At 39.7% G+C, this 20,330-nt stretch carries 18 protein-coding genes; 10 read left to right on the top strand and 8 right to left on the bottom strand.

Annotation, left to right across the window (positions count from 1 at the left end):
* The first annotated feature begins 23 nt into the window (after positions 1-23).
* The 3 genes from DESME_RS08140 to DESME_RS08130 all read left to right on the top strand — a co-directional run bounded on the left by DESME_RS08140 (position 24) and on the right by DESME_RS08130 (position 2,099).
* On the top strand, positions 24-437 hold the full coding sequence (locus DESME_RS08140; protein ID WP_006717241.1) for a bleomycin resistance protein: 414 nt from the start codon (positions 24-26) through the stop codon (positions 435-437).
* A gap of 106 nt (positions 438-543) precedes the next feature.
* The gene (locus tag DESME_RS08135) at positions 544-1,386 is read left to right on the top strand and encodes an ABC transporter ATP-binding protein (RefSeq protein ID WP_006717239.1); all 843 of its coding nucleotides are present in this window, start codon (positions 544-546) and stop codon (positions 1,384-1,386) included.
* Positions 1,383-2,099 (top strand): ABC transporter permease, encoded by a 717-nt coding sequence (locus tag DESME_RS08130; RefSeq protein ID WP_006717236.1) that lies wholly within the window; start codon positions 1,383-1,385, stop codon positions 2,097-2,099. The genes DESME_RS08135 and DESME_RS08130 overlap by 4 nt, the downstream gene beginning before the upstream one ends.
* A 20-nt stretch (positions 2,100-2,119) precedes the next feature.
* On the opposite strand, the gene DESME_RS08125 is transcribed toward DESME_RS08130, so the two are convergent.
* Entirely contained in the window at positions 2,120-3,010 is an 891-nt protein-coding gene (locus DESME_RS08125; protein ID WP_006717234.1) for a DMT family transporter, read from the bottom strand.
* A 29-nt stretch (positions 3,011-3,039) separates the two neighbouring features.
* Positions 3,040-3,465, bottom strand: coding sequence for an EamA family transporter (locus DESME_RS08120; RefSeq protein ID WP_006717232.1), 426 nt, complete (start codon positions 3,463-3,465; stop codon positions 3,040-3,042).
* Positions 3,466-3,562: 97 nt separating this feature from the next.
* Between DESME_RS08120 and thpR the strand changes: the two genes are divergently transcribed.
* The gene (thpR, locus tag DESME_RS08115; protein ID WP_006717231.1) at positions 3,563-4,117 is read left to right on the top strand and encodes an RNA 2',3'-cyclic phosphodiesterase; all 555 of its coding nucleotides are present in this window, start codon (positions 3,563-3,565) and stop codon (positions 4,115-4,117) included.
* Here thpR and DESME_RS08110 read toward each other — a convergent pair.
* Positions 4,106-4,978, bottom strand: a complete 873-nt coding sequence (locus tag DESME_RS08110) for a DUF4474 domain-containing protein (protein WP_006717229.1) — start codon at positions 4,976-4,978, stop codon at positions 4,106-4,108. The genes thpR and DESME_RS08110 overlap by 12 nt on opposite strands.
* 113 nt (positions 4,979-5,091) lie before the next feature.
* Here DESME_RS08110 and DESME_RS08105 point away from each other — a divergent pair, with 113 nt between their 5' ends.
* A complete protein-coding gene (locus DESME_RS08105) occupies positions 5,092-6,207 on the top strand; it encodes a DUF6765 family protein (protein ID WP_006717227.1) in 1,116 nt (371 codons plus the stop codon).
* Here the strand turns inward: DESME_RS08105 and DESME_RS08100 are convergent.
* Positions 6,204-6,737 (bottom strand): LysM peptidoglycan-binding domain-containing protein, encoded by a 534-nt coding sequence (locus DESME_RS08100; protein WP_006717225.1) that lies wholly within the window; start codon positions 6,735-6,737, stop codon positions 6,204-6,206. The two genes, DESME_RS08105 and DESME_RS08100, sit on opposite strands and share 4 nt — an antisense overlap.
* 122 nt (positions 6,738-6,859) lie before the next feature.
* Between DESME_RS08100 and DESME_RS08095 the strand changes: the two genes are divergently transcribed.
* Positions 6,860-7,462 carry a DNA-3-methyladenine glycosylase family protein gene (locus tag DESME_RS08095; RefSeq protein ID WP_006717223.1) on the top strand — a complete coding sequence of 201 codons (603 nt, stop codon included), beginning with the start codon at positions 6,860-6,862 and terminating at the stop codon, positions 7,460-7,462.
* Between the two features lie 72 nt (positions 7,463-7,534).
* Here the strand turns inward: DESME_RS08095 and DESME_RS08090 are convergent, their stop codons facing one another.
* On the bottom strand, positions 7,535-7,963 hold the full coding sequence (locus DESME_RS08090; RefSeq protein WP_006717221.1) for a VOC family protein: 429 nt from the start codon (positions 7,961-7,963) through the stop codon (positions 7,535-7,537).
* A 600-nt stretch (positions 7,964-8,563) separates the two neighbouring features.
* Here DESME_RS08090 and DESME_RS08085 point away from each other — a divergent pair.
* Complete coding sequence (locus DESME_RS08085; protein WP_006717218.1) at positions 8,564-9,946, top strand: aspartate kinase; 1,383 nt, start codon at positions 8,564-8,566, stop codon at positions 9,944-9,946.
* A 132-nt stretch (positions 9,947-10,078) separates the two neighbouring features.
* Here DESME_RS08085 and DESME_RS08080 read toward each other — a convergent pair whose 3' ends face one another.
* The 3 genes from DESME_RS08080 to DESME_RS08070 form a co-directional block, all read right to left on the bottom strand.
* Positions 10,079-10,690, bottom strand: coding sequence for a hypothetical protein (locus tag DESME_RS08080; protein WP_006717216.1), 612 nt, complete (start codon positions 10,688-10,690; stop codon positions 10,079-10,081).
* Positions 10,691-10,822: 132 nt separating this feature from the next.
* Entirely contained in the window at positions 10,823-12,016 is a 1,194-nt protein-coding gene (locus tag DESME_RS08075; RefSeq protein ID WP_006717214.1) for a THUMP domain-containing class I SAM-dependent RNA methyltransferase, read from the bottom strand.
* A 240-nt stretch (positions 12,017-12,256) separates the two neighbouring features.
* Complete coding sequence (locus tag DESME_RS08070) at positions 12,257-12,439, bottom strand: DUF1540 domain-containing protein (protein ID WP_006717212.1); 183 nt, start codon at positions 12,437-12,439, stop codon at positions 12,257-12,259.
* A 122-nt stretch (positions 12,440-12,561) separates the two neighbouring features.
* Between DESME_RS08070 and DESME_RS08065 the strand changes: the two genes are divergently transcribed.
* The 3 genes from DESME_RS08065 (at position 12,562) to polC (ending at position 20,329) form a co-directional block, all read left to right on the top strand.
* Positions 12,562-14,976: a type IA DNA topoisomerase gene (locus tag DESME_RS08065; protein ID WP_006717210.1), complete on the top strand. Its 2,415-nt coding sequence runs from the start codon at positions 12,562-12,564 to the stop codon at positions 14,974-14,976.
* A 145-nt stretch (positions 14,977-15,121) separates the two neighbouring features.
* The gene (locus tag DESME_RS08060; protein ID WP_006717208.1) at positions 15,122-15,769 is read left to right on the top strand and encodes a hypothetical protein; all 648 of its coding nucleotides are present in this window, start codon (positions 15,122-15,124) and stop codon (positions 15,767-15,769) included.
* Between the two features lie 210 nt (positions 15,770-15,979).
* A complete protein-coding gene (polC, locus tag DESME_RS08055; protein WP_006717207.1) occupies positions 15,980-20,329 on the top strand; it encodes a DNA polymerase III subunit alpha in 4,350 nt (1,449 codons plus the stop codon).
* The last annotated feature ends 1 nt before the right edge of the window (position 20,330 follow it).

Raw genomic sequence — 20,330 nt, 5'->3', positions numbered from 1 at the left:
TCAACCTATGGAGGATTTTTATTATGTTTAAACTTAATGCGTTAATACCCGAATTAACTGTTTTAGATATAAACAAGAGTCTTAACTTTTACTTAAATATCCTTCAATTTAATATAGAATATGAGCGAAGAGAGGAAAGATTTGCTATGCTGTCACTAAACGATTCTCAAATTATGATTGAAGAGAGAAATGGTAATTGGGAGACTGGAAGTTTAACGTATCCATTTGGAAGAGGAATTAATCTGCAAATAGCAGTGAATGACATTGATGAATTGTACAAAAATGTAATAATAAACGACTATCCCGTTAAAATTGAAATAGAAGAGAATTGGTATAGAGCGGATGATAAATTATTAGGTCTGAAAGAATTCTTAATCATGGATCCAGATGGATACTTATTAAGATTTGCTCAGGATATAGGAGAAGCGGAATTATGAATATCAGTACAATTTCCAATAGATAAGCCACTGCCTTAAGAACTAATAAGCGAAATCGTAAAGTTTAGAGTTATTAATATATTTGGACATATGAGGTGTGAGAGTAATGAGCGTAGCCCTTCAAATCGCCAATTTAATAAAAAGCTATGGAGCCAATACTGTCATCAAAGACATTTCGTTTGCAGTAAATCGTGGTGAAATCTTTGCCTTGCTCGGTACAAATGGAGCAGGAAAAACCACCACCCTTGAATGTATTGAGGGTATTCGAAAATATGATAGCGGAAAGATTACAGTAAACGGAACTGTTGGTGTGCAACTTCAATCTTCATCACTCCCAACAAATATCAAAGGATTAGAGGCTTATCTCTTGTTTTGCAAGTGGAATAAAGCACATGTAAATTTCGAACTGTTTGATGCTTTAGGACTGACACAGCTTAAAAATGTACAATACAAAGAAATGTCTACAGGGCAAAAAAGAAGGTTACATCTAGCTCTTGCACTGATAAGTAATCCCGATCTCGTCTTTCTGGATGAGCCGACTGCCGGACTTGATGTAGAGGGGAGGGTATCTCTCCATACGCAGATTCGAAAATTGAAAGAACAAGGTAAAACCATAATTATCGCAAGTCACGATATGGCAGAAGTAGAAAGTCTCTGTGATAGAATTGCAATTCTTAAAGATGGCAAAATTGCATTTGAAGGTACAACAACCGAACTGACTAGTGAAATGGGAAAGCAATGCAGAATTCAGATCAAAACTGAAAGACCTATTCAAGACGCTGACTTCGAACAAGGATATTCGGTATTTACGACTAAAAATATTGGGGATACCTTACTTGAATTGCTTGAAATCTGCAAGCAAACACAAAACACAGTTTTAGATGTGAAAATTGAAAGAGCTACACTCGAACACCGATTTATGGATATCGCCATGGAGGGTAAAGCATGAATGCGTTTATATATGGAGTAGCCTTGCAGTGGAAACTTGACTTTAGGAATAAAGGCGTACTGCTCACCTATTATGTTGTACCGCTTGTATTCTTTGCTTTTATGGGCGGAATCTTTTCATCGATTAACCCTGCTGCTAATGATACACTAATCCAATCGATGACGGTATTTGGAGTGACAATGGGAGCAATTCTAGGCGCACCCGCACCACTGGTCGAGTTGTATGGCAGTGAAATAAAAAAGGCCTTCACGGTAGGGGGTATCCCTTTATGGGTAGCATCAATTAACAACTTTATCTCCGCATTTGTTCATCTTTTTATTATGAGCCTTATGATATTTATTGTAGCGCCAATCGCCTTTGAGGCAAAAATGCCTGTACATTTAGCTCTTTATTTCTTCTCACTTGCAATTTTTATTATTGTCAGCTTGGCAGTCGGAACGGTACTCGGACTATTTATTAAAAACACATCAAGGCTTACCATGGCATCACAGTTTATATTTTTACCCTCAATTATGCTGTCTGGCATTATGTTTCCAGTAAATATGCTACCTAAAGTACTTGAAAATGTAGGCCGAGTATTCCCAGCTACATGGGGTTTTAAGCTTATGACAAGTGAAATTTTTAATGCCAAACTTCTTATACCACTCGCGTTTATCTTATTGGCTTCAACGTGTATTAGTGGGTATAAACTATCGAAAATTGGTTTAGAGTAAGAGTAAAACCTACTGGCTAATCACAAATCTATGCACCTTTTATTTTTTGCCTCTAGACTCTCACTCAAAAAAGTGGAACCCAGGATAAGAATTCCTCCTAGGATTTGAATAAAGTTCATGCTCTCTCCAAGGAATATTGCGGCAATAATCACTGCTGAAATAGGGTCAATATAGCTTAAAACAGCGATGGTTTGACCTTTTAATTCTTTGAACGAAGTAAAGTATAGAAAATAAGCAATCCCTGTATGAAAAATACCAAGGATAAGGATATAGATCCATGAATGTAAGGTTATCGCTGAAAGATCCATTGGATCTTTAATCAAAACATAGGGGAGAAGGACTAAGGCAGCGATTATTAATTGAATAACGGTCGTCTCAAAACCAGACAGATTTTTGATAAATTTATTCATTAAGATGACACTGGCGTAAAGTACTGCAGCTGAAAGGCCATATAATACTCCAACGACATGATTGTAAGCGCCGCCAACTGAGTGGCTTTCCCCAGTATTAAGGATGAGAAATAAGCCAATCATGGCCGTAATAATACAACCGACTTTAATGGAGGTTAGCTTCTCCTTAAGGATAAAAGGCGCTAGAAGCATCACAAATACTGGCGCAAAGTAATAACTTAAGGTTGCATTAGATATCGTTGTATACTTATACGATTGGAACAATAAGATCCAGTTAAAACCAATTGCAGCACCAGATAAGAGGAGAAGAACAATATTTTCTTTAATCTGGTTCAAAGAAGGTTTTTGCTTGATGAAAATACTCACACCAATTAAAAATATGCTTCCGATCATTCCTCTTAATAACGCGATTTCACTCGAGGACAGATCGATATTTTTTACAAGAACGCCAATGCTTCCGAAGATGAGCATAGCGATTACTAATCGTAATTTGCTATTCATTTAACTAACCGCCTTATATTTGTAGAACGTTATTTGTTTATGAGGACTAACCCGATAATACAAAAAAGGGCACCCAGAATCTTATTTAACCCGAATCCTTCTTTGTAGAACAGGACTCCAATGGGAATAAGGATAAGCGCAAGCGCAATATTGGCTACTAAAGATCCGACACTGATCTTCCAGCCTGCTCTGTATGCTAATAAGTATCCAAATTCTAGACCGACGATCGCGAGCCCCAGTACAATGCTTGTCCAATTCAATTCTTTTAAAGAAGCAAGGAGTCCTTTACCCGTCCTATTGAATAAGAACATAATCAACGTAATAACCGCTGCCGTCAGATAGGTAATGAGTAACGTTAAAAAAGGATTTGCTTTTGCTGGAGTTGATTTCTGGACGATGTTATATACGACATTTGAGGCAATAATAAGTAGGATAGAAAATACATACATGAACATAAGGTATTACACAACTCCTTCATTTAGGCTCAATACTTCTATAATACATGCTCAGAGTCTGGATTAAAAGGAAAAATAAAGGAAAGGTAAAATACTTATGCGCTTATTTATCGGAATTGATCTACCCGCGAATCTAAAAAAAGAACTCTTGTCCTTTCAATCAGAGCTAAAAGAACGAGGAATTAAGGGGTCCTGGAAAGATCGAGAAAACTTTCATATCACTTTAGAATTCTTAGGTGAAATTGAACCAAATACTCTACCTATACTTACCGAGACATTGTCCCAAGTAGCTAAAAATCATCAATCCTTTCGCTTAAATGTGGGTGGGGTGGGGGCATTTCCAGCGTGGAAAAGGCCTCATACGGTGTGGACCTCTGTAGGCGGAGAATTAAGGGAGCTAAACAAACTAAGGGACGAGCTCCACCACGAACTCGCCCAAAAAGGATTTATATTGGAGGACAGATCATTTAAGCCTCATTTAACGCTCATTTCTCGTCCAGAACTCGATCATTTGGATTTAGCTTCCGTTCAAACGAAGCTCCTGGGTGAGTTTCTTGTTAGGGAGGTTGTTTTATTTGAGAGCAAGGTCATCCGTGGAAAAAGAATTTACACCCACTTATTTGAAGAAAGTCTGAAAGAATTAGCGGAGTAATTGCTTTGTTTTATCGATCCCTCCCGCTAAGCGTGACAAAAGAAACGTTCCAATGATGACAATCGACGTATACATTTCATACATTTTCTTCGTTTTCCCAATGTTTATCACTTTCTTATACATGTCAGGTGAAAGGCCTTCAAGGGCCTTTATTTTTTTGGGCACCGTGTCATACGGATCAGTTAGTGCTTGATATTGCTCACATAAAAGTAGGTTTTTTCTTTGAATGAGCTTATCCGTTTCACGTGTACGTGTCATCGGTTGTGGGGTGTGGGGGATATCAAAGGTCAGAGCAACTGCATTTCCTGAAACATCGAGATCTGCATAGGAATAGCCAGCGTTCAGCAATCCCGTTATAAAAGCATTACGCATTTGTACATCGTTCAAGGAGATTCGGATGTCCATAGTTAATTCTAAGGGCTCAGAAAATTCTCCAAGTTTAAAACCAGTAAGCCACCAATGTTTTCCCTCACGTGTAAAGAGAGGTTTGCCATTCTTATTTAAGGTATAAGACATGGGTAAACAATGCTCATTACTCGCCGCTTGATAAAACGTACCTGAAAATAGGCCTTGCAACGTGATTTCGCGAGTGGCAATATAGATCCCTATCTCTCCACCGGTGACCATATCATATTGGCCTTTCCAAAAAGAGATCATCCATTTTTTACCCTGGTAGTCAAAGTAGATCGGTTCACAATCGATAATCATCCCTAAGGGCGCAGCGGCTTCGTCATATAGGCGGCAATATCCAACATCTCTTTGCCAAGGATCCATTGTTGAATAAAAGATATCTTGAATTGAATCGTAGGAATAACCTGCAAGTTCAATGGCTTTATCAAGTTCTTCATTTCCAGTGGACATTATATCGCCCCCTTTCAAAATACTAGTCCTCTATAGTACATATTATGGAAATAATGCATATTATGGTGCATTAGAGACTCAATAAATTACGGTGACGAGGGAGAAGGGGACATATGAAAAGAGATGCACATTACTATGCTTTGTTAGCCTTTTGCCGCGCTTGTGGATTTAGTAAAGAGAGTGCTCAGGTTATCGCTTATGCGTCGCAGTTCGTCGATGATGCGAAGATTAATCTAATCTATTTAGATCCTGAAAATTTAAACGTTCAGCACGACTTAGTGGATCACCAGCCTGCCTTTTTTAATATGGCCACGTGCCATTCTTACTTTCGGATAGAAACGTTTAATTATGAGGCAATGGTTAATAACACAGTTGCCTTTCATTTTGTTCCTGGTCTCAAAGGTGAGAACTTTACAAAAAGGCTTCGGTGTACGGAAGAATCTCCGATCATAATGGATATTATTAAAGAAGTCCTTCTCGAGGATGACCTGATTAAACTCGGGATGGTCTTGCATATCTATGTCGATACATTTTCCCATCAAGGGTTTAGTGGAATTGCTAGCAAAGTTAACGCCATCAAGAATTGTGAAGCGCATAATATAAAATCTTTAGGGCTATTTGATAGGACCCTAAAGATTTTAAAGCAATTGACCCAGGACAGATATGAGATTTATTTTGATAAGATTACGCCGGCTTATGGACATGCTCAAGCTCTGGATTATCCAGATCTGCCCTATCTGAAGTGGACTTATGAGTATGACTATAGCGATGAATTCAATGGATCCTATAAAAAGGTTGTAATTGATAATAAAGATCGATATCAACGGGCTTTCAAGGGTATTCAAAACCTTTTGGAGACCTACTTAGAACAACATCAACATTACCGGGATGAGACATTCACGTTTAAAAATAGAGAACTCCTGATGGATGCACTTGTTAATAAAGCTCACGATAAAGATCGAATCAAGAATTGGCAAAACGTTTTAGTGGAACAGGGGTTATTGAATGAGGAGGATCATGATTTACTCAGCTATGAAGATGACCGGTGGCTGAAAGAAGCATTTGATAATTATGACCGTAAAGTTTTTGATAATCGTGTCGTGCAAGAGGGTCGATTAGCAGATGACTTTGAGAATTCAAACTGGTATGGTTTTTTAACTGCGGTTAAATGGTATAAAGAAAAGTTTTTTGACACCTGTGTAAAAAATCAAATGGTGATTCCTAACTAACTTTTTGGAATGTTGATAATCTGACCAGCGTAAATCGCATTAGGATTAGTAATCTCTGGATTGACACTTAAAATACTTTCCACTGATATATTAAAGCGTATAGCAATGATGTATAAAGATTCACCGGGTCTTACTGTATAACGCGTGATGTCAGGGCGGGGTTCACATTCTGCACCGACAGCAACCCAAGTCTCTTCATCGACGACCCCTGTTATCTCCAGTTCTTTTTGACTGCTCTGAAAGACGAGTAGAGCTGCTTGAGTCCGTGGTCCAAAAATACCATCAATAGGACCGGGATTAAAGCGAGCCACCCAAAGAAGGGTTTGGAAGCGCTTGACAGCAGGACCCCGGTTGCCTTGGCGTAAAAGAGGACAATTGGGTTTACTCATGGGGAGAGTCAGCATCTGTCCAGGAAAAATCTGATCTGGATCTGTAATTTGCGGATTAGCTAAGATGAGAGAATTTAAGGAGATATTAAACCTTTGAGCAATTGTAAATAAGGAATCATCGGGTTTTACAATATAGGTCATGAAGAGAACCCCCTGACAATATATATTTTTTTATCTTATGTGTTCTCGCAGGGCTTTGACAGTTCTCATCAAGTAAACTATTATGATAAAGACGAAAGACTTTATTGTGAGGATAATTAACGATGCCTTTTTTTGAATATGGACAAAAAGAAATGGAATGCTTAAAACGCAAAGATAAGAGGTTGGGCGAAGCAATTGAAAAGATCGGCATGATCCAGCGAGAGATCTTACCCGATCCATTTACGGCACTCATTTCAAGTGTAGTTAGTCAGCAAATTTCGAATAAAGCAGCCGCGACCGTCTGGAGTCGATTAACGACACTGCTTGGGAGTATTACACCAGAATGTATTGCTCAGGTAGACCAATCCGCAATTCAAGGGTGTGGAATGTCTGTCAGAAAAGCGGGCTACATCAAAGGAATCGCCGATGCGGCTATGAACGGGACAGTTGATTTTGCGAATCTGCATACGTTTCAAGATGAAGAGATTATTAAAAAGTTATCTTCACTTCATGGAGTTGGTATTTGGACTGCCGAAATGTTGCTTATTTTTTCCTTGAGTCGTCCTGATGTGGTCAGCTATAGAGATTTGGCAATATGTCGGGGGATGATGAACTTATACGGGCTCAAAGATCTTTCTAAAGAAAAGTTTGAGCGCTATCGAAAACGGTACTCTCCTTATGGGTCGATAGCTTCCTTATATCTCTGGCAACTTTCTTTAGACTAAGCTGGGTACCCTATAATCTAAGTTATTCAAAAGCTGCTCTATCGAAACAGAGCAGCTTTCACTTAAGTTCATTTATTTAGCTGAATGAGCTTTACAACTAACTTGCCAATGTACTCCAAATTTATCGACGAATTTTCCATAAAGTGGGCTAAAAAAGGTTTGCTGAAGCACCATTTCAATTTGCCCGCCTTCGGATAAAGCTTCATATACAGTTTTGGTTTCTTCGGTTGTGTCGAACTCTAAAGAAAAAGAAATCGTATTTCCTGGGGTAAAGGGAACGCCGGTGAAGGTGTCAGAGAAACGGATGACATGACCTTCTTTTCTTAGTTCGGCATGAAGGACAAGATCTTTGAGATGTTCTTGTACTGGAAACTCAGGAGTAGGGGGAGCATCTTTAAAATGGAGAATCTGTACTTCTCCACCGAGGATTTTTTGATAAAAATTTACGGCTTCCTCACAATTTCCGTTAAAGTTTATGTAGGGGATTAACCAATCGTTCATAAAATAACCACCTTTCAACTAATGTGTTTATATTATAACTTATAAAATGAAATAATCTAAATTTGCAAAAAAAGTGGTATTTCTCAGTTTGAGTAATACCACTTTTTTAAACATTATCCTTTGGAATTACGGCTAGGAGCATAATCGGAAGGTTTGAGAGCGGGTTGAACTTGCGGGTGTTGTTGTGGAAGTAGGGGTTGCGGACATGGATAGCAATTTTGAAGCCAAAGATGTGGCTGAACGCAAGAGTGAATAGGATAACAGCTTAAAGCTTGAAAATCCTCAGGATATTTGTGGAATAAGATCATGATAATCACCTCTAGGTTTTTAATAGGCTCTTACTTAATAACATTATATTCCATAAATAACTATTGGAAGTTTGCCCTACTCTATGTATTTTATGGGGAGTAAGCGGAGCTAAATTACGGAAAGTGAATTTCTGTACTAAGACAGGAGAAAAAAGTATGAAATTTCGTTGTCTGTTATGTAAATTTTTATTGCCACAAGTCGAATTCTGAGCTATTCTATACATAAATCTTTATGTACGTATGATGGACATTTGTATTTCCTGTGAGGAAACACATTTTGGAGGTAGTGAATTTGCTAACGGTAGAAAAAATCGGTGGAACATCAATGACAGAATTTCAGGATGTATTACAAAATATTATCGGAAAACCGGGGGATCCCGATTTCCGTTTTGGTCGAGTATTTGTAGTCTCAGCTTATGCTGGGGTAACAAATCTACTACTCGAGGACAAAAAGACTAAGGCTCCGGGTGTGTATCAATATTTCGTTCAAGGCGGAGATTATGAGAAACCTCTAGATGAATTACTCAATCATCTTCTAAAGATTAATGAACGATTAGTAGATTTAGGGCTAGATTACGAGGGTTCTAAAGACTTTTTGATCGAGAGAATATCTAAAACAAAATCATATCTCAGTAGCATGGGAGAAATCATTGCTTCTGGATATGTCGAAAGAGAAAGTATCTTCTCAGCAGCTCGTGAGTTGCTTTCTTCGATAGGGGAAGCTCATTCCGCATTTAACTCTGTCAATATATTGCAAAATCAAGGGATCTCTGCGAAGTTAGTGGATCTTACGGGTTTTAGCGATTCTAGGCAGCTTACGATTAGCGAACGGATTGAGCAATCCTTTAATAATGTTGATCCGTTTAAAGGAATTGTTATTGCAACCGGCTATACAAAAGGTCGCGAGGGAATTATGCGTCAATTTGCTCGCGGCTATTCGGAAATTACATTTTCAAAGATTGCGACCCAGCTACATGCAGATGAAGCCATCATTCATAAGGAATATCATTTATCTTCCGCAGATCCCAAAGTTGTCGGTGTGGATAAAGCCGTTCCAGTGGGACATACGAATTATGATGTGGCAGATCAATTAGCTGATGTCGGTATGGAGGCAATTCATCCTAATGCGGCTAAACCTTTAGAATTAGCAGGGATTAATTTACGCTTAAAAAACACGTTCCAACCACAACATCCAGGAACTTTGATCTCCAAAGGTTATGTTGGTCCTGAAGCTAAAATCGAAATCATTGCCGGATCGGATAAGGTTGTTATTATCGAAATTCATGATGCATCCATGGTAGGGCAGACGGGCTTTGATTTTGAGATTATGAAAACCTTTAATAAGTATGATGTTAGTTATATTATGAAGGCGACGAACGCGAATAGTATTTCCCTTGTTATTTGGGAAAAGGATATGAGCAATGAACTGATTTCTGAACTCGAGGAGAGGTATGAGACCGTATCGGTTAAACAAGTGGCAATTGTTTGTGTGATTGGTTCAAATATTGCCTTACCGAACATTCTTGCGCGTGCGGCTTCGATTTTAGCGAGAAATAAAATTAACATTAACTGTGTGTCTCAATCCTTACGTCAGGTTAACATGCAGTTTGTTATCGACCGAGATAAATATACTCAAGCGATCATTGAGTTGAATGAAGAATTGTGTCTTAAGTAGGTTGACTTTTCTTTAAATATGGCCTATCATACTTAATGAGCTGACATTGAGGAATCGCAATTCAATTGCGATTCGTAAATGGAAACCACCTGTTATGGACGACAGGTGGTTTCATCTATTAATAGGGATTATTCATTGTGCTTCACCAGTACAGGATTGAATGCATTCAGAACACCCACGAATTGATTTTAGAAAACACCGCCGGGGATTAAAAATGCCATTCTTAAAGGCTTTCCCAGGACAGGCTTTTAAACAGCGATCACAATTGACACAGGAGTCTGAGGAAGAACTAAGAGGATTAAGTTCCGAGGAAATTTCAAATGGATGGGTTTGGTCGATAGCCTCAAATGGGGCATCCGAAAAGAGGGCTGAAAATAAAAGCTTTGAGCCATAGGTTTTATTAACGACGAGTCCATTTTTACCCCATTGTCCGATTCCTGCGGCAATCGCTAGGGGACGAATATCTCCAAAAACAGATAGAGAACTTTTGACTTTGTATCGGTACCCTTCCTTTTGGAGAAGGGTAGTGAGTTTTTCATGGACTTTATGTTCATGCCAGAGCTCCTCGCCAAAGCGACGGGTAATATAAAAAGGATGGTTCAAAATCCAGGAATTAGAGAAGGGAAAGGCTAGAATAATAACAGGCTGAGTTCTTCGAACTTTGGTATACCCGACGAGTAGTGCTCCATTCTCTAATGCAGTTTGCGTGATGTAGGATTGTAGGTCAGTCGATCCATCATTCATGAATAGAGCTCCTTTTCTTTAGATTCAATGATAGATTGCCCACATATTCATAAAAATAAAAGCTCTAGGAATTTTTCGCCGTGGCGTCAATTTCCTAGAGCTTCATTTCTTTTTATTCGAGAGAGGAAGACATTATGAGTCTGCGTTTTCTTCTGACTGTGTTTCGATGGTTGTGAGGGGATCAGGTCTTGGCTTGCGGAGAGGTTTCGGTCCAAAGAATTGGAAATAATGACATTCGATACGACCATTATAAAGTTTACGACTTTTATCCCAAGGCCTCCCGATCAAATCTTCAGGCTTCTTAAGGGAAGTGATCACATGAAGAGACCACGTGGGCAGGGCTTTGAAGATATGCCCTAAGTCTTGGTATAGTTTTTTAACGTCTTCTAATTCACCGAGACGTTCGCCGTAGGGAGGATTCGTGATTAAATGGCCATATTGGAAGCGAGAACGAACTTCGGAAACGGGTAATTTTTGAAAGAAGATTTTATCTGTTAAACCAGCGTCTTCCGCATGAGCACGCGCGAGCTGTAAAGCACTGGGGTCAATATCGGAACCATAGATATGTAAGTCGAGATCCGGATGATAAAGGTCGTGTGCTTCTTCTCGGGCTTGTTGCCACGTTTTTTCTGGGATGTTACTCCATTTTTCGGAAATGAACTCTCGCTTCAGGCCAGGTGCCCGGTTTTGAGCGATCATGGCTGCTTCGATAGGAATCGTGCCTGTCCCACAAAAGGGATCGATTAAGGCCCGGTCTGCCTTCCAATAGCTAAGCTGGATCATGGCAGCTGCTAAGGTCTCTTTCAAAGGGGCTTGACCGGCTAATCTACGATAACCTCTTTTATGTAGACCAGGTCCTGAAGTGTCAATGGTTAACGTTGCAACATCTTTGAGAAGAGCGACTTCAACTTTATAGCGAGCGCCTGTTTCTTGGAACCAACTAATACCATAGACTTCTTTTAAGCGCTCAACAATGGCTTTTTTAACAATCGCCTGGCAGTCAGAGACACTAAAGAGTTTTGACTTAATTGATTTTCCTTCAACAGGGAATTCGGCATCGATTGGGAGCCAATTCTCCCAGGGAAGAGCTTTTGTTTGTTGGAAGAGTTCTTCAAATGTTGTCGCTGAAAATTCTCCCATTTTTAAGAGCACACGCTCTGAGGAACGTAACCACAGATTTGTGCGGCAGATGCCTAACTCATCGGCGGAAAACGTGACTTTCCCGTTTTCAACCTTGGCTTCATCATAGCCGAGATTCTTTAACTCACGGGCAACGATGGATTCAATTCCGAAGGCGGACGTTGCTATTAACTCGAGTTTTGACAAAAAGAAACACCTACTTTATTTAAATTCGAAAGGTTATTAATTTTAAATTAGCTGTCCTTACTATAGTATAGACCTTTGCAAAAAAAGGCAAGTTATGGTCTGAAACTAGTGTTATAACGGATCGGTGTTTAAAGCCGAAGGAAGAAGGATTTTATACCCGCTAGGTCGAAATATTAGTAGGACCATCACAGAGAATGGCTAGCCGGTCGTGGGCTAGCCATTTGTCTGCGCTTTGTTAAATTAAGATAAGCTACCATTGGGAATAAAAGTTGCACAGTCCGTCATTTCTGTTGTTGAAGCATTAGGGGCTTGAACTTCGATTTCTTGTGCGAAACAATGATCCTGTCCCCAGTAATGGCAGGTATTCACGACGCATTTAATACCTTGCAAGTGTGTTTTGAGTTTATCGACTCGTCCTGGCATGTTTTTTCCTCCCTTAAAATATGAATTTTTCATTGGACAACATTTCTATTTTTAACGGTTGACTCAGATTTATGAGTGGGAGATTGTAACAAAAATATAAAGAATAGAATAGGTGAAAGCCCGTGGGTAAAATTTTGATTGTCGCAGAAAAGCCGTCCCAAGCGAGAGAATATGCAAAAACACTTGGAGTCAAAGGCAAAGGTAATGGATATTTTCAAAATGATGATTACATTATCACTTGGTGTATTGGTCATCTATTAGAGCTAAATCGGCCTGAAGAGTATATGGATATAAATAAAGTAGGTAAAAAATGGGGCCTACATCGTCTCCCCATTTTACCTCCTTTTAAACAGTTTAAACATCAAGTCAAAGCCTCAACAAAGAACCAGTATACAATTCTTACTCAGCTCCTGAATTCCACGGAGGTTGATCGAGTGATCTGTGGAACAGACGCGGATAGAGAAGGGCAACTTCTCTTCCAGGAAGTTTGGGATCTGGTGCAATGTACAAAACCTCTAAAACGACTTTGGGTTTCTTCTTTGACGTCTGAAGCGATTCTTGAAGGGATGAAGCAGCTTCGGACAGAAGGCGATGTGAGAGGATTAGCTCAAGCTGGCTATGGACGCAGCTATGGCGATTGGGATTTTGGGATGAATCTAACTGAAGGGTTCTCTGCGTTGTTCGGTAGTTTTGACCCTATTCGAAAAAAGCCCAATGTGGTTTCTATTGGGCGGGTCCAGACCCCGACGTTGGCTTTAGTCGTTGAACGTGAATGGGAGATAGAGCAGTTTGATCCTGTTCAGTACTGTGAAGTGGAAGCTGAGTTTAAGGCAAGCACAGGAAATTATACAGGAAAATGGGTCGTAGCCCCGGGTGAGAGCGAAGGTAAATCAACCTCAGAGGGGAATCTGCAAAACTCTAACGGTCCCGTGCATGGATTAGATCGGGTAAGGGCTGATGCAATTGCAGCAAAAGTTAAAGGAAAATGTGGAAAAGTTCATTCTATCGAGGCGAAGGAAGTTCAGGAAGCTCATCCGTTGCTTTTTGACTTAACCTCACTTACGGTAGCCGCCTCGAAACGCTTTGGGATGACTGCTGAGCAGGTGCTGAAGACTGCCCAATCTCTTTATGAAAAAAAGGCAACAACCTATCCACGTACGGACTGTAATTTTTTACCGGTTGATATACTTCCCAAATTACCGTCGCATTTACGCGCATTACAGATCGAACCCTACAAGGAGTGGGTTGAAGAAGCCTTAGAAAAGGACTTGCCAAAGGGCAAACGGGTCATCAATGAAATCACAGCCCACCATGCTATCATCCCAACTACCGAAAGAATCTCGCCGGAAAAGCTTTCTCCTGATGAGTGGAAGCTTTGGGATATGATCGTTCGCCGATTTCTAAGTGTTTGGTTTCCTCCTGCTCGATATGAAACGACCGTTGTTCATACTCAAGTTGAAGGAGAATATTTTAGAACTCGGGGTAAAGTTCTCCTTGATTTGGGATGGAAAAAGATAACAGGAGACAAATCCGATGAAGAAGAAACACCTAAACGCCGAAAGGGTAAATCAAAAAATGCCGAATCCGGAGTCGATGGTGAGGATGTAAATGCGGATTTTGTCACTTTACCTGTCCTTAGTATGGAGGAAGTGGTAACACTTCTGGAAGCAATGGTAAAGGAGAAAGAGACTAAACCTCCTAAGCGTTATACGCAAGGTGATTTGTTAAAAGCAATGGAAAACGCGGGTAAAAAGGTAGAAGACGAACTCCTGCAACAACAGCTCAAAGGAAAGGGGTTAGGAACAGTCGCTACGCGTCCTGCTATTATTGAAAATTTACTAGAAAGGGGCTATTTGCTACAGGACCATCGCACGTTACAACCTACAGAAAAGGGAAAAGAGTTGATTCGCTTAATCAAAGAGGAGCTGCCGAAAGCCCAACTCTTAGTGAGTGCAGAAATGACGGGTCAGATGGAATTCGAGCTGGCGCAGGTTGAACAAGGAAAAGTAGAACTTGAGATTTATATGGCACAGATAGAGAAAGCAATCATTGAAATTTTAGATGAGTTGAAGGCGTTTGAAAAGAAATTTGGGAAACGTCCACTCTCGCTCGCTCCAGCGAAGATGAAAGGCAATGGTAATAAAGCTGTTTCGAAAAAGAGAACTTCTACGCCTGAAGGGAAAGAAGAAAAAAAGCTTCCTTCACAAGAAATGGAAGATTCGGCTCAGTCTTCAGTACGTATATCAAGTACCCAGCCCGAGGTATTAGGGCGTTGTCCGCTTTGCAGCGGGGATATCATCGAGGGAAAAAAGGGATATGGCTGCCTGAATTGGCGGAAAGGCTGTACCTTCGTTGTGTGGAAAACCCCAATCTGTGGTAAAGTCCTGTCTCCAACACAGGTTAAAAAGCTTCTTAAAAAGGGGTCGACTGACTTAATTAAAGGATTTCGTTCCAAGTCTGGTAAATCATTCTCTGCTTATTTAGTATGGGCAGAAGAAGGCTCTGCAAAGCTTAAATTTGTTTTTGAAAAGGATTAAATTAAAAATAGAGAATGATGTATAATTTTAAAAGAGACAAGGAAACTTGCCTTTTTATTTTAAAGTGTAAACATGCACGGTTTTTTGAATAGAATGATAATATGAGTTTAGGAATAGTAAAATGGATGGGAAGAGGCGGTAGAATATGGATACTGCGTGGATAAGCATGATTGTTGCCGTAGGCTTGATCCTGGGATTTTACTATACACGAAGACAGCAAAGTTTTAAAAAATATCATGGGCACAAGTCATCTTCTTCCGTTAAGGTAAAAACTCCAAGGAAGAAAAATAATCGCTCAAAACTAAGAGATTGTGCTTATTCAAGGGAATCATCCATATCTGTTCTTAGCCAAAAACTAGAACATAAGAAAAAGAAAGAGTCCTCACGAACAAAAAAGGTTAAAACGGCCTCTTTACTGCTTCATCCCCACAGCCTTGAACAGGCTAAGCTTCAATATTTGGCAAATGCATGCTCCTTTCAGGGACTTTATGAGTTGCTCTATCAGGCAAGTCAAGGTAGTATGCAGAAATCTTCTCAAAAGGACTTACTTAAGGCTTGGGAGAATAAGATCAACACCACTCATTCTCAGCATTTAGAAATGGTCTGGAAAAGCAGTGTCTACTCACCAATTTCTGTAAAAAATGCTGATTTTGAAAATGTCTTTCGAGTTTGGCTCAAATATTTAAAAGGCTGGGGTTTGCAACGTTCTGTTGAAGCAGGTGAGATCTATTGGAGTCTGAATGGAAATATCCTCGAACAGTGCATTCAAGATAGTAAAAAAAGCATTAACTAAAGCACTTTGGCTTAATAATTGGCAAAGAATCAGAGGCATTGCAAAAACGCAATGCTTCTTTAAATTTTAGGATACGTGATTTCATAGAAAAAGGTTCTCAGAATTGATGCTGTATATGATAAAATGGAAACAGTAGAAAACTTGCCCTTGATATGCTTAATCCTAAAACAATATGAAACAGTATCAATAAGGAGAAAATTAGGAAGTAATATGAAAAGAATAAATGAAATTTTTAGTGATTATGATGCTGGGGATAATATCAATACTGCAATTGTAAAAGCGGTGATTGTGAGTGAAAAGAGTAAAACCCTGGAGATGAAAATCAGCTCTGATAAATATATTCAAATCAAAGAAATTAAAGCTCTTAATACGTTCATTAGAGAAAGATTAGCCTTAAACGATTCTAAAATCATTGTGGAGTATTCTGAGGGAACGAATAAAAAACCCCTAGAAGAGGAACTTAAAAATATTGTTCTTTTGTTGGCAGATAAATATCCCATCTTAAGAGCAGCCATAAATAATTGTAAATATGAAATCGCTGAAGATAACACGATAACTTTTAATTTTAATATTGCGGTATCCTACTTATTAAAAGCTAGGGGTTATGATGAAATAATCCGAGAGGCTATTAAAAACTTGTACGGAATAGTATGTCAAATCAATTTTGTTGATAAAGTAAGCAACGAAGAATTAAAAAGACTGAAAGAGGCTGCATATGAAAAGGAAATGCTGCTGATTCAAAAGGAAGTTCAGACCACACTTCAAAGTAATACTCCTCCTGAATTGCCCAGGGACGCTATAGAAAAAAAGCAGGAAATAAAGGCTGAAAGCGATGAAAAAAAAGGTAATCCATTATTGATATTAGGCAGAAACGCGAATATTAAGGAGCATATCATTAAAATTACGGACATTACACCAGATGAGGGTAAGATTGCTTTAGCGGGCGAAATATCTAATATCGAAGTCAAAGAATTAAGAAGCGGAAAGACTTTAATTTCTTTTGATTTATATGATGGCTCAAGTTCTATGACCTGTAAGGCCTTCATCAAACCGGGTGAAGATGGTGAAGTGTTAACCAGGCTTCAATCGGCTAAGGGTGTCAGGCTTTCAGGGAATGCAGGCTATAGCCAATTTTCAGGGGAAATTGAGCTTATCGCCAATACAATATTAGAAACAGAAGGCATGAAAAAGGCTGCCAAGAGACTGGATAGGGCAGAGGTTAAGCGGGTAGAACTGCATATGCATACGCAAATGAGTCAGATGGATGCGATGACTAGTGCCACTGATTTAATTAAAAGAGCGATGAGCTGGGGTATGAAATCGATTGCCATAACGGATCATGGAGTTGTTCAGTCCTTTCCAGAGGCCCATAAGCTTTTAGGAAGAGATAACCCCAACATGAAGGTTATCTATGGAGTCGAGGCCTATTTAGCACCGGATAAAAAGTCATCAGTAACAAACGCCAAGGGACAGAGTATCGATACTACCTATTGTGTGTTGGATTTAGAAACCACAGGTTTTTCAGCTGTTACAGAAAAAATTACCGAAATAGGAATTATGAAATTTCAAAGGGGTAAGGTAATTGATGAATTTAGCTGCTTTGTAAATCCTGAAAAGTCTATTCCAGCAAGGGTTGTGGAAGTTACTAATATAACTGATGAGATGGTGAAAAATGCCGAAACCATAGACAAGGTCTTTCCTAAAATGTTGGATTTTATTGAGGGTAGCGTTTTAGTGGCTCATAATGCTGAATTTGATATAGGTTTCCTAAAGCATAATGCCAAGGTTTTAGGCTACGATTTTGATTACACCTATTTGGACACCTTGTCCTTAGCAAAGGAGATCTTTCCTGATTTTAAAACGTATAAATTAGGAAGAATTGCTAAAAATCTTGGTATCAAGGTGGAAGTTGCCCATCGAGCCTTAGATGATGTGGACACCACGGTTAAGGTGTTCAAAGCAATGCTTGAAAAGCTAAAGCAAAGGGGAGCAGAAACCCTTGAGGATATCGACCTTAAGGCTTCAGACGAAGGAGCGAAGAGGGAAGAATATAAAAAGCTTAAAACCTATCATGCGATAATATTAGCAAAGGATTATGTCGGGCTAAAGAATTTATATAAGCTGGTATCCTATTCCCATCTCGATTATTTTTATAAAAAACCCCGGATTTTAAAGAGCCTTTATAAGAAATACTCTGAAGGTTTAATCCTTGGCAGTGCCTGCAGCGAAGGTGAGCTTTATCAGGCCATCTTGCTTGGAAAATCCGATGAAGAAATTGAGGCCCTTGCTGAGGAGTACGATTATTTAGAAATCCAGCCTCTCTTGAATAATGATTATTTAGTAAGAACAGAACAGGTCCCAAACAAAGAATATTTGCAGCGAATCAATCAAGAAATTGTTCGTTTGGGTGAAAAATTAAACAAGCCCGTCGTTGCTACGGGAGATGTTCACTTCATGGATCCTGAAGACGAGATCTATAGACGCATTCTGGAAGCAGGTCAGGGCTTCAAGGATGCAGATAGTCAGGCACCCTTATATTTAAAAACGACCGACGAAATGCTTGAGGAATTTTCCTATTTAGGAGAGGAAAAGGCCTATGAGGTGGTTGTAACCAACACCAATATGATCTCCGATATGTGTGAGTCGATCAGTCCTATTTCCCAGGAGAAATGCCCACCTCATATTGAAGGTTGTGAGCAGACCATTAAGGATATTGCATATAGTAAGGCCCATGATCTATATGGAGAACCCTTGCCGGAAATTCTTCAACAAAGGCTCGATAAGGAACTGGATTCGATCATCAAAAACGGTTTCTCCGTAATGTATATCATCGCTCAAAAGCTCGTATGGAAATCAAACGAGGACGGTTATCTTGTAGGTTCTCGAGGCTCTGTTGGTTCCTCAGTTGTCGCCTATATGACGGGTATAACGGAAGTGAATGCTCTGCCACCTCATTACAGGTGCCCAAGCTGCAAGTACTCGGACTTTTCCGATTATGGCTGCAAAAACGGCTTTGACTTGCCGGATAAGGTTTGTCCTATTTGCGGAGAAAAGCTGGCTAAAGACGGCATTGATATCCCCTTCGAAACCTTCTTAGGTTTCAATGGAGATAAGGAGCCCGATATCGACTTGAATTTTTCAGGAGAATATCAGGCAAAAGCCCATAAATATACAGAGGTTATCTTTGGTAAGGGTACAACCTTTAAGGCCGGAACTATCGGTACCATAGCCGAAAAAACAGCTTTTGGCTATGTAAAAAAGTATTTTGAGGAGAAGAATCGGACAGCAAACAAAGCGGAAATCGCCAGAATCTCAAAAGGCTGCACAGGTATAAAAAGAACTACGGGACAGCATCCGGGTGGAATCATCGTCGTGCCTAAGGGAAGGGAGATTTTTGAATTTTGCCCTGTACAGCATCCTGCGGATGATTCCAATTCGGATATCATCACAACCCATTTTGACTACCATTCGATTGACCAGAACCTATTAAAGCTGGATATATTGGGTCATGATGACCCTACAGTAATAAGAATGCTTCAGGATATCACAGGAGTAGATCCCAAAAAGATCCCTATGGATGATAAGGAAACGATGTCCTTATTTTCATCCACGGAAGCCTTAGGGGTTACCCCAGAGCAGATCAATTCTAAGGTTGGAACTTTTGGAGTCCCTGAGTTTGGGACGAAGTTCGTAAGAGGAATGCTTTTAGATACAATGCCCAAAACCTTCGCAGATTTGATCTGTATATCAGGACTTTCCCACGGTACTGATGTGTGGTTGGGGAATGCTAAAGACTTAATTGATGCGGGAACAGTGACCTTAAGTGAAGCCGTATGTACCCGGGATGATATTATGGTTTATCTTATTAAAAGGGGTCTGCCGCCAAATACTGCCTTTAAGATCATGGAGACGGTGCGTAAGGGGAAAGCATTAAAGGAACCAAAATGGGCTGAATATGAAGCGATAATGAGGGAGCATGAAGTACCGGAATGGTATATTGATTCCTGCAAAAAAATAAAATATATGTTTCCTAAGGCCCATGCTGCAGCCTATATAATGATGGCTTTCAGAATAGCTTGGTTTAAGGTGCATATACCAATGGCTTATTATGTAGCCTACTTCACCATTCGGGCAAAGGCATTTGACGCCGAATTTATGATATTCGGCAAAGAAAAGGTTAAGGCAAAAATGAAGGAAATTGAGATGTTGGGCAATCAAGCTGCCCCTAAGGATAAGGATATATATGATGACTTGGAATTGGTTTTTGAAATGTATGAAAGGGGCTTTAAATTCTTGCCCATTGATTTATACAAATCTCATGCCACAAAATTCCTGGTTGAGGAGGATGGTTTAAGGCCGCCGATAAACAGCATATCCGGTATGGGAACCGTCGCTGCGGAAGGTATATTTAACGCGGCCCAAGAAAAGCCCTTCAACTCCATTGAGGATGTAAAGAGACGTGCTAAGATTGGGAATTCTGCCATAGATTTACTTAGAAAATTTGGCTGTTTAAACGGTATTCAAGAAAGTGATCAAATGAGTCTCTTTGATATAATCTAGC

Source organism: Desulfitobacterium metallireducens DSM 15288, assembly GCF_000231405.2.
Lineage (GTDB): Bacteria > Bacillota > Desulfitobacteriia > Desulfitobacteriales > Desulfitobacteriaceae > Desulfitobacterium_A > Desulfitobacterium_A metallireducens.
This window is presented reverse-complemented; position numbering and strand designations above follow the sequence as displayed.

Coding starts and splice junctions, on each gene's coding strand:
- DESME_RS08140 (WP_006717241.1), top strand. CDS start 24: ATGTTTAAACTTAATGCGTTAATACCCGAATTAACTGTTTTAGATATA.
- DESME_RS08135 (WP_006717239.1), top strand. CDS start 544: ATGAGCGTAGCCCTTCAAATCGCCAATTTAATAAAAAGCTATGGAGCC.
- polC (WP_006717207.1), top strand. CDS start 15,980: ATGAAAAGAATAAATGAAATTTTTAGTGATTATGATGCTGGGGATAAT.
- DESME_RS08110 (WP_006717229.1), bottom strand. CDS start 4,978: ATGTCCACTGGAAATGAAGAACTTGATAAAGCCATTGAACTTGCAGGT.
- thpR (WP_006717231.1), top strand. CDS start 3,563: ATGCGCTTATTTATCGGAATTGATCTACCCGCGAATCTAAAAAAAGAA.
- DESME_RS08100 (WP_006717225.1), bottom strand. CDS start 6,737: ATGACCTATATTGTAAAACCCGATGATTCCTTATTTACAATTGCTCAA.
- DESME_RS08080 (WP_006717216.1), bottom strand. CDS start 10,690: ATGAATGATGGATCGACTGACCTACAATCCTACATCACGCAAACTGCA.
- DESME_RS08060 (WP_006717208.1), top strand. CDS start 15,122: ATGGATACTGCGTGGATAAGCATGATTGTTGCCGTAGGCTTGATCCTG.
- DESME_RS08090 (WP_006717221.1), bottom strand. CDS start 7,963: ATGAACGATTGGTTAATCCCCTACATAAACTTTAACGGAAATTGTGAG.
- DESME_RS08120 (WP_006717232.1), bottom strand. CDS start 3,465: ATGTTCATGTATGTATTTTCTATCCTACTTATTATTGCCTCAAATGTC.
- DESME_RS08130 (WP_006717236.1), top strand. CDS start 1,383: ATGAATGCGTTTATATATGGAGTAGCCTTGCAGTGGAAACTTGACTTT.
- DESME_RS08070 (WP_006717212.1), bottom strand. CDS start 12,439: ATGCCAGGACGAGTCGATAAACTCAAAACACACTTGCAAGGTATTAAA.
- DESME_RS08125 (WP_006717234.1), bottom strand. CDS start 3,010: ATGAATAGCAAATTACGATTAGTAATCGCTATGCTCATCTTCGGAAGC.
- DESME_RS08095 (WP_006717223.1), top strand. CDS start 6,860: ATGCCTTTTTTTGAATATGGACAAAAAGAAATGGAATGCTTAAAACGC.
- DESME_RS08105 (WP_006717227.1), top strand. CDS start 5,092: ATGAAAAGAGATGCACATTACTATGCTTTGTTAGCCTTTTGCCGCGCT.